General features: G+C 49.0%; 10 protein-coding genes. 5 read left to right on the top strand and 5 right to left on the bottom strand.

Going from position 1 to position 8,735, the window contains the following annotated elements; genetic code table 11:
* The coding region (locus HOK28_15345; protein ID MBT6434473.1) for a hypothetical protein at positions 1-368 on the top strand (368 nt) is incomplete at its 5' end.
* 13 nt (positions 369-381) lie between these two features.
* On the opposite strand, the gene HOK28_15340 is transcribed toward HOK28_15345, so the two are convergent.
* The 4 genes from HOK28_15340 to cmoA all read right to left on the bottom strand — a co-directional run bounded on the left by HOK28_15340 (position 382) and on the right by cmoA (position 4,769).
* Entirely contained in the window at positions 382-849 is a 468-nt protein-coding gene (locus HOK28_15340) for a hypothetical protein (protein ID MBT6434472.1), read from the bottom strand.
* A gap of 112 nt (positions 850-961) precedes the next feature.
* Positions 962-2,926, bottom strand: coding sequence for a serine/threonine protein kinase (locus HOK28_15335; protein MBT6434471.1), 1,965 nt, complete (start codon positions 2,924-2,926; stop codon positions 962-964).
* Between the two features lie 101 nt (positions 2,927-3,027).
* On the bottom strand, positions 3,028-4,005 hold the full coding sequence (gene cmoB, locus HOK28_15330; GenBank protein MBT6434470.1) for a tRNA 5-methoxyuridine(34)/uridine 5-oxyacetic acid(34) synthase CmoB: 978 nt from the start codon (positions 4,003-4,005) through the stop codon (positions 3,028-3,030).
* A complete protein-coding gene (cmoA, locus tag HOK28_15325; GenBank protein ID MBT6434469.1) occupies positions 4,002-4,769 on the bottom strand; it encodes a carboxy-S-adenosyl-L-methionine synthase CmoA in 768 nt (255 codons plus the stop codon). Before cmoA ends, cmoB begins: the two co-directional genes overlap by 4 nt.
* A gap of 229 nt (positions 4,770-4,998) precedes the next feature.
* On the opposite strand from cmoA, the gene HOK28_15320 reads away from it, so the two are divergent.
* The 3 genes from HOK28_15320 to HOK28_15310 all read left to right on the top strand — a co-directional run bounded on the left by HOK28_15320 (position 4,999) and on the right by HOK28_15310 (position 7,391).
* Complete coding sequence (locus tag HOK28_15320) at positions 4,999-5,244, top strand: hypothetical protein (protein ID MBT6434468.1); 246 nt, start codon at positions 4,999-5,001, stop codon at positions 5,242-5,244.
* A gap of 10 nt (positions 5,245-5,254) precedes the next feature.
* Complete coding sequence (locus tag HOK28_15315) at positions 5,255-6,211, top strand: hypothetical protein (GenBank protein ID MBT6434467.1); 957 nt, start codon at positions 5,255-5,257, stop codon at positions 6,209-6,211.
* Positions 6,212-6,329: 118 nt separating this feature from the next.
* Positions 6,330-7,391 (top strand): FHA domain-containing protein, encoded by a 1,062-nt coding sequence (locus HOK28_15310; GenBank protein ID MBT6434466.1) that lies wholly within the window; start codon positions 6,330-6,332, stop codon positions 7,389-7,391.
* Between the two features lie 33 nt (positions 7,392-7,424).
* Here HOK28_15310 and HOK28_15305 read toward each other — a convergent pair whose 3' ends face one another.
* Entirely contained in the window at positions 7,425-8,441 is a 1,017-nt protein-coding gene (locus tag HOK28_15305; protein ID MBT6434465.1) for a hypothetical protein, read from the bottom strand.
* 73 nt (positions 8,442-8,514) lie between these two features.
* Here HOK28_15305 and HOK28_15300 point away from each other — a divergent pair.
* The coding region (locus HOK28_15300; protein MBT6434464.1) for a hypothetical protein at positions 8,515-8,735 on the top strand (221 nt) is incomplete at its 3' end.

The raw sequence follows: 8,735 nt of genomic DNA, 5'->3' as shown, positions 1-8,735 counted from the left end.
GTCTCGATACCCTGGGTATCTCCTCGGATACATCTGAAGTAGCGCGCTATCTAGCAGATAAATGGGTGCACGATATGATATCCACACGTCTGGCCACGGGTCTTATAGATTGCTCCGCCGAAGTGATTAGAGGGGCGCATCGCCTCTCTGTCCCAACTTTAGTTTACCACGGCACTGAAGACACAATTTGCGCTATCGATGGCTCTCGCCAATTTGCGCGGCAGGCTCCTGTGGGCATGGTTGCGTTGAGAGAAATCATGGGCGGTCGTCACGAATTACACCATGAGGTACCTGAAATTAAGGCTCAGTGGTGGATGCACCTTTCCCGCTGGTTAACCCACCAAGTTGCCGATGCAAAGGCTGCTTGAATCTTTCAAGGCATTAAGAAGATTTGATTTGGAAATCTGCCATGTAGCGGATGCGGCAAAGTTCAACGCCGTCTTCATCCCAATAGGTCCACAAGCCGTTACGCTCGTTGTTGTGAAACTCACCTCTGGCCATCGGCTTCCCGCTCGTCCAGTGGTAGGTCCAGGTGCCGGTTCGTTGGTTGTGGGTATACTGACCGCGAATCCACGGTAATCCGCTGTTGTGGTTGACGTGCCATGGGCCTGATTTACCGCCTTCTCGAAAACTGATTTCTTGCCAGATTTCACCGTTCTCGTGGAAAATCGTCCAGTCTCCATCAGGTATACCGTATTGGAGCTTACCCTCGGCAAAAAGGGCACCACTTTGATAATGCCCTCGGAAGTAACCTGATTGCGGCCGAAAAAGCGCTTTTGCTTTTTGGGATTCTGCAAGTAAGTTAGCCACATCAATCGGCTCAAATAGTTTAGGACTCGAGTCGCCCACGATTCACCTCTCATTATAATGGTACGCACTCGATCCCTCACTGACTATGTAGAAAATTGTGCGCACGCCCGCCATCGATGGCGTCTCCAGTAGGCTTTTGTAGGCTAGATGCTTACTGAGCGTTACGGCCAGAACGCAGGGTGAAGAAGCTGGTAAAGAGAAGCCCAACCGGCAGTGCGTGTTTGCCCAGTTCGGGCATAATGAGAGCCACCAAAAAGACCACTGCTATGATAAGCGAAGGCATAAAAAAGACTTTACGAATAGATAGGCCCGACAGAATCCCAATAAGTAAACAGATCAATAAATCCGATTGCCAAATATGCTCCATCGCAACGCCGCTGTTAAGGCTTAGAGCTCGGCTTAAAGACAAGGCAAAGAAACCGGCAAGCAAGGTTCCGGTTAGTGAGCGATTGACTTGGTTGAGTAAGAATATGTCCCGGTTTAACAGAGTGATCCCAAGAGTCACAAATCCAATCAAACCAATTCCGAAAATAGAACTAACCAGTTGTTGTGTTTGGCTTAGCTGATCGCTGAATAATTCCAGTCCAAACATAAACAAGGAAAGGGTAAGCATCGCACCACCAAATACAGTGGCCCGCTGTGAACTGGATATTTTCATATCTTGATCATGTCGCAGTGCTTCCAAGCGAAGCAGAGCCTGGCTATCGGAAGCTAACGACTCCTGGAGTTCGTCTAGCTTTTGCGTAAGGTCTGGGCGCTTCCACGGCATGTCGGTCACCAGAGAAGCCGCAAAATCCGCATTGCGCTGGTCAATGGCATACATAAACATAGCTTCTAAGCAGCGTTGAAGCCCAGCGGTGGCGGCCTTGTGCTCGGGTACCTGAGTGAGGACCTGCTCAAAACCAAAACGGCTTTCATTGAAAAGCTTGAAAATGACGTAATTTTTTTCAGGCATCACTGGTGTGCCTGGTTTACTAAACACAGAGCGCAGCAGTTCTTGAAGGGCATCCACACGTTGGTTCGCAACATGCAACAGCTCCCACATGGTTCGTTCTCTGAGGAAGGTGGTAAGTGCTTCACGCATCTCCTGGGCACTTTGATATCGTTTTTCTCGTTCTTTGGAGCAGGCTTTATTGCATATGGTCGCCAGCTCTGGCGATACGGAAGAATCGAACACAAACGAACCTGCTGCGCGGGCGAGCTTTAAACTTTCACGGGCAGTTCGTCCCCGATACCTTGGAAACCCGGTTAGTATTTCATGCAGACACGACCCTAAAAGAAAGACATCGGTTTGTGCGTTAACTTCTTTGCCAGATGCCATCTCGGGCGCCATATAGGCAGGTGTCCCCCAAATTCGATTGTCGCTTTCGTCGTAATTTTCAACTTTAGTCGCTACACCCCAGTCGAGGAGATAGGTTTCACCATAATCACCCACCATGATATTTGCTGGTTTGATATCCCGGTGAATCACGCCTCGAGTATGAGCGAAGTGAACAGCATTGCAGACCTGAATTAAGATCTGCACATGCCGCTCTAGACGGTCCCCGCGCCAGTTCTTCCAATGCTCTTCGTTCACTCCGTGCAGCAGAGCCGACCATGCTAACCCTTCCGCCTTTTTCATGACCATCACCGGATGTTTATCCTGGTCGAGTCCGAGTAGATGAATTGGGATAATATTGGGATGTTCAAGGGAGCCTGTAATCATCGCTTCGTGTAAAAGGGCAGTGACGTTGCGGGGATCTGTCCGCTCATTGGCCAGTCGTTTGATGGCCACCCCTCGGTCAAGGCTTTGCTGATTGGCGTGTTCTACAACCCCCATGCCGCCGCGACCCAACAAGTTGGTAACATGAAAGTCGCCTTGGCTATCGGTGTGGCTGCCGCGAGAGATGTCGACGATGGGTAAAGAACTCAGACCATCCGGCCAGGGAAAAACCACTTCTTTCTCTTCGTAATCACGGATGGTGTACTGTTGAGCTTCGACGGTAAAGCAGGCTTCTTCAGTAAGCGGGTTGATAGTGCTCATAGCGTCGCGGGGCGGTCCCACAATGGTGGGCGCTTCCATGGACTTTTTTAAGTCAAGGGTGTCCTCCCAATTTCCGGCATCGCCTTCCGACACTTTGGAATCTCCTCCACTGGAAAGAATACGTCTGGTCCAGAACGACTCGTCACAATGATTTTTTCAGAGTTCACACGGGAGTGCAACTTGGAGAACTTAGTCTAGAGAGGGCGTTTGGCGATTAACAATCCGCGTGTAGGTGCGGGGTAGCCTTCGACTGTGCGTGTTGGGTCTTGGGGGTCAAGGTAGTCTTTAAGAGAGTGCCATTGCATCCACTCAGTTGCCCTTTGTTCCTCGGTGCTCGTCACGTTGATATCTACGGTCTGTACATCCTCAAAGCCCATACGAGCGAGCCAGCCTTCGAGAGTTTTACAGGTAGGTATAAACCACACATTACGCATTTGAGCGTACCGATCTTTTGGGACAAGGCACTCATTTTTATCGCCTGGGATAACCAAAGTTTCAAGGACGACTTGACCACCTGGCTTCAGGGCTTGAAATAGTTCCGTAAGGTGCTCAAGCGGGGAACGGCGATGATAGAGGACGCCCATTGAGAAGACGGTATCAAAAGCTTTTAGGTTACTTGGTAAATCCTGGATGCCCATGGGCAGCAGATGCGCGGGGAGAGAACCTGCATACTTTTTGACGCTAGCGAATTGGGCTAAAAATAAAACTGATGGGTCTATACCAAGTACAAGTTTGGCACCTTCGCCCAGCATGCGTAAGCAGTGGTAACCACTTCCACAGCCAACATCCAGTATAGCCTTACCCTCAAGCGGTAAAAGATGTTTTTCTAGACGCTGCCACTTCCAATCGGACCGCCACTCTGTATCGATGTGAATACCAAAAAAATTGAAAGGACCTTTGCGCCACGGGTGGAGTGCTTTAAGCCCATGAAAGAGCTCTTGCTTCTGAGCCTCCGTAGCATCTTGTGAGGAGCCGATTTGGATAGTTGGCGTGTTCAAATTGACACGAGAAGGACTGACATCAGGCAGACTATCGATAGCGGATTGCCATTTTGGTAAATCTCCAAAGCGCTTTGGATCAAATCCTTTTTCGATAATGCCTGGTAGAGCGTCCGCTAGTTTGTGAATATCCTGTTCTCTAAGCTCTCGCTCAAGGGCTGCAGAATCGATCATGGAATGGCAACCAGCGATACGAAGCTAAAGCATTGGAACCATACTTGAACTTGAGAAAAACCCGCCATATGCAAACGGGTACGGTGCTCTTCAATGGTATCCGGAACCAAGACGTTCTCGATAGCTGTTCGCTTTTGGGCTATTTCTAAATCGCTGTACCCTTGAGCGCGCTTAAATCGGTGATGCAAACGTGTCTGAAGTTCTTGATTGGCTTCGTTATCAAAATGAACTTTTTCGGATAGAATAAAAATTCCGTCGTCTACCATGCCTTCGCGCACGCGGCGCAACAATGCGAGCCGGTCCTGTGGTGGAAGGAATTGAAGGGTAAAGTTTGACGTGACGACACTTGCGTTATGAATCGGCGTTTCCCGAATATCTTCTTGGCGAATCTCAACGGGAGTGATGGAGTCATCTTCGTCAATGATTTTTTGGCAGTGTTCGACCATCGCTGAGCTGGTATCGATGCCAATGACTTTGCAGCCAGAGTGTCCGATGGCTCGGCGCATAGCCAAAAGCGATGCTCCCAAGGAGCAGCCAAGGTCGTAGCAATTCGTTCCCGGTTGAACAAATTGGTCGGTCATAACCCCAATCATATCCAACGTCGTTTCATACCCCGGAACGGAGCGTCGAATCATGTCGGGAAAGACGCGGGCCACAGTTTCATCGAATCGAAAAGCTGGAACAACAGAGAGGGCAGAAGAATAAACTGCATCTTCCGTGGTGGAGCCTTCGAGTTCTTTGGTAATGGTTCGCGCGTTGAGCATGGGAAATCCTCGTTTTTGGAGTGCGGGGATGCCGCTTCTTCCACGTTGAACCCGAGTTGACAACACTTTTCGCAGGACAATACCGTGTTTCGGTTTACGACTGGGGCTGATTTTGTTGCGTTTTTTCATAAACTCATCGATATTTGATAAAAGTAGAAAGTGCTACCTTTTACTGTTGACGATTTGGGATAGAGATCTGTAAGGTCGCCGCACATGTTTGGGGGGACCGATGGTTGAAATAGACACTTTGGACACACCGCTGTTTGCGTTCTTTGGAGCCATCCATTTTGGTTGTGGTGAGAGTGTTTCTATCCGGCAGTCAGTGCAGCCTCAGACCAAAACATTAAGTAAGCCGCGTGAACCGAAAGTGGGATCTTTTGGACAACGCTTATCTTCCGGTGAATTGCGTGAACGGTGCGTAGAGCGACGTCGCGAAATTTTTACCCATTACAATTTAATCCACTCAAAAATTTAGGGGAACGCCTATGAGAATCCTATCAACTATTTTTATTCTTACTTTGCTGGCCGCGTGCGGTAGCGAAACTGATCCAGCAAACACTTCCGGGGACACGTCCAGTGACAATGCGACCGAAACTCAGGGGGACACAACTTCCTCAGATGACGCTTCGCAAACATCAGGCGATGAAACGACCGATGACGTCAATACTGACACCGATACCGATACCGATACAAACAACGATACAAACGGTGCAGACACAAATTCGAGTGATTCTTCATCCAGCAATGCTTCGGACACTGTGGAGCTGGCGCCACTGTTTGAAGGAACTTATGCGTTTAAGAAGTGGGTCACCACACTTCAAGAAGTCCCGATGATGGGAAGCTCCGAGAATGTAACAACCGGTTGGGGGTATACCCAGATTACATTCGACGGCACTGATCTTTGGCTTACGGAGCATGGTTGCCATGTGGAATCAACGGGTATGGATGCGGTAAGCACAGAGATTCCTGATGCAATTCCACAGAGCATGGTACCTGCACCTGTGAAGCTTTTGGTCTGGAAGGAAGGCGAAACGGTTCGTTGGGAGCGTGAGCAAGCAGTGATGCTCGTTGGCGTTGAACTTGATAATCCGCTTACAGATGAGCTACCGGGTGATGCTTCTGATGAGAGAATCTTCGATCAAGATGGCGACGGTAATCCGGGCGTCACGGTTAAAGTTGCTGGTTTCATTTCAGGAGACATCTATGTTGTGCAGCGGGCAATCAATACTTATTATGGTACGCTTGATGACCAGGGCGCACTCGCGGGTAATGTAACGGAACGAGGCGACCAAAAAACTTTGGGCGCAACCAATGCAATGCTTGAACAAGCTATCCCAAACGAGCCAGTTAATGACCCGGCGAAAAACCAAGTACAAATGGTTCGTATCGAACCAAGTATGAACTGTGAGCTACTGATGAATAGTGTTGACTCTATTTTCTAAGTGAGTCTGCCTGCCACCTAAAAGGGCGTGGGTGTCTCGTAGGAGTTCACCCCGCCTTTTTTTATTGCGGGAATCCACTGGAACGTATCAACGACAAATCCACCTGAAAGAACAAGAGATGAACAATATAGACGATTTAAATGGTAGCTTCTGTGAGGAACACGAGCTCACGATTGATAACGAATGGATGAAAAAACTTGAGGTGATTTCTAAGCGTCTCGCCACGGCGAAAATACTACTGACAAATGCTGAGGAAAATTCTGGGGATATTAAAGAGGCCATCTTTAAGAGAGTACAGAATGATTATCAGCAGCGACTGGCCATCATTGAGGATGAGCTTGCACCGGTGGCAAGCCATATCCGTGGTGAATTGACCCAAATTGCAACGCGAGAAAAGGGTATTCAAGGACGGCTTGAATTGATTGAAGACCTTATCGAAGAACAAAAGTTTCGAGCAAAAGTTGGCGAGTACCCAGATACTGAATTAGCAGAGAAAGTTGGAGCGCTTGGAACACTCAAAGAGCGGTTGGACACTCATTTGGCTATTGTAAGTGCAACTTATGACTCTTGCGAGAAGTTCTTGGGTGCCGATTGGCGAGAGCATGAGCACGAAGTGACTCCAATCAAACACAGCATGTCTTCTGAAATTGAGCATGGTCCCACGACCGATGTTCAGGTTTCCGTACAGGATAGCCCTGAGCCCGAATCTCAACAGGATTCTGCGAGTCTGGTTTGGGCCGACCTTGGTACGCCCGTTGCTCCGGGTTCTCAGGGTGAGTCGGTGAGCGAGTGGGAAAGGCCAAGTCTAAAAGAGGCTCTTGAGGGGCCTTCCGAGGCATTAACAGTTGCGGCCGTTTCACCGGAGCAAGTCGCGGCCCGAGCAGAGCTCGAAGCTTGCTTAGAGATGATTAATCCTAAGGGCGTGACAGAGCGTTTTGAATTAGGTGAAGAGGGAATTTCGATCGGTAAAAGTACCGTAAATGATGTGGTGATTAAGAAGGCTGGAGTATCTCGGCGTCATGCACGTGTGGTTTTGCGTGAGTCAGGCGAATACCATGTACAGGATTTGTCGGGATCCGGCGTTGCTGTCAATGGTTTGATGACTGACCAATCAATTCTTCATAGCGGTGATACTATCACGGTCGGCAAAATTGACTTTGAGTTGATAACCAGAGACTAATTTCGTGTGGCACCTATCTAGGTTGGCGATCGGCTACTTCAAGCGCTTCGGGCTCATCCAAAGCTTGAAGTAGCCCGGTTGCACACGCAGCTTTGGATTAAATCCCCAATCTAACTCACCATCGACATTAAAGAAGAATGGTTCCTGAGCCTCGAAACTGGCGGTTTCGATAAACTCTGCGGTCATATCGTCAGCTTGAAGATGCTTTCCGCTAAATATCGAGGGGAATAGGCCAAATAGTTTCAGTCGGCTTCTTATCTCTGAACAAACAAAAAACAGTTTCCCGTCGTTCACTCGAACAGGCGGAGCCATCTCCATCGCTCCCCCGGTGTATCGAGAGTTGGATATACAAACCATATTGCTTTTAAAGTTTCGCGCTTTGCCATTGAGCAGAGTCTTAAGTGATGTCGGTCTATGCACAAAAAGCTTAATGAGCGTGGCAACTGTATAGTTAAGGCCGCCCAAAAACCTCATCTTGATAGCGAGTGCTGCAATGTCGGCAATGAGGCCGAGCCCCCAGATATTAAAACTCAGTCTTTGCAAGGTTTGCCCCGGCCTTGAAGGCTCGGAACTCTTGTATTCTTGGTAGGAGCAGAGCCCTACGTCGATTGGCGTTGTTTCTTGATTCTCTACCGCCTCAAATATCGCATCACGAGCGACTTCATACGTGTGAGCGTCGAAGTCTCTTAAGAAACTGTTGCCCGACCCACCAGGAAGAAGGCCTACCGGAGTTTGAAGAGGCTCAAAGTTGTTGAGCTCGGCCAAACCCTGAAGGCACTCAGAAAAAGTACCATCGCCGCCCATTAATATTTGGATACCATCGGGGTCAAAGGTTTCCTTGGAGGCAACACGAATGTCTTCATAGCTTTGGGTCGGCCGAAGGGTAACCTCGGTTCCAAAACGAGATTGCCAATCTTCCGCGAAGCGTTGGGCGTTTTTCTCACCTTGTCCACGCCCGCTGCCGGGATTGTATACTAGGGATGCTTTTGGAGAACTCACAGACACAGGATACGAGGATGCTGAGTTTTCAGCAAACTCGGGCTTATCCAATTCGCCTGGACCCTTGAATTAAGATAGATTTGTTGATGAAAACCTAGTTCAAAGTATCAAGAGGATAGCCACTATGCGTGCATTGGTTGTTGTAACAGCTGAAGAAGAAATACCCGCTTTGATGCAGTGGGCTCGCTGGCTTGAGGATGAAGGCGATGGGGAAGACGTTGATGTTCTCTGCGCTCTCTTAGCCAAGCAAGAGCAGGCGGTTCAAAGCTTGGTGGTAGGGGAGACTCACGACCATCCTTGGATCCAGAAGGTTTTGAATCAGGCTTCCGAGATCGACAAAGGGAT

Source organism: Deltaproteobacteria bacterium (genome assembly GCA_018668695.1).
In the GTDB taxonomy this organism is placed as follows: Bacteria; Myxococcota; XYA12-FULL-58-9; order XYA12-FULL-58-9; family JABJBS01; genus JABJBS01.
Note: the sequence above shows the minus strand (reverse complement) of the source record. Positions and strands in the feature narration are given on the sequence as shown.

What these genes read in the sequence shown, in the direction of transcription:
- cmoB (MBT6434470.1), bottom strand. Translation starts at nt 4,005, where the DNA reads ATGATCGATTCTGCAGCCCTTGAGCGAGAGCTTAGAGAACAGGATATT.
- cmoA (MBT6434469.1), bottom strand. Translation starts at nt 4,769, where the DNA reads ATGCTCAACGCGCGAACCATTACCAAAGAACTCGAAGGCTCCACCACG.
- HOK28_15320 (MBT6434468.1), top strand. Translation starts at nt 4,999, where the DNA reads ATGGTTGAAATAGACACTTTGGACACACCGCTGTTTGCGTTCTTTGGA.
- HOK28_15315 (MBT6434467.1), top strand. Translation starts at nt 5,255, where the DNA reads ATGAGAATCCTATCAACTATTTTTATTCTTACTTTGCTGGCCGCGTGC.
- HOK28_15310 (MBT6434466.1), top strand. Translation starts at nt 6,330, where the DNA reads ATGAACAATATAGACGATTTAAATGGTAGCTTCTGTGAGGAACACGAG.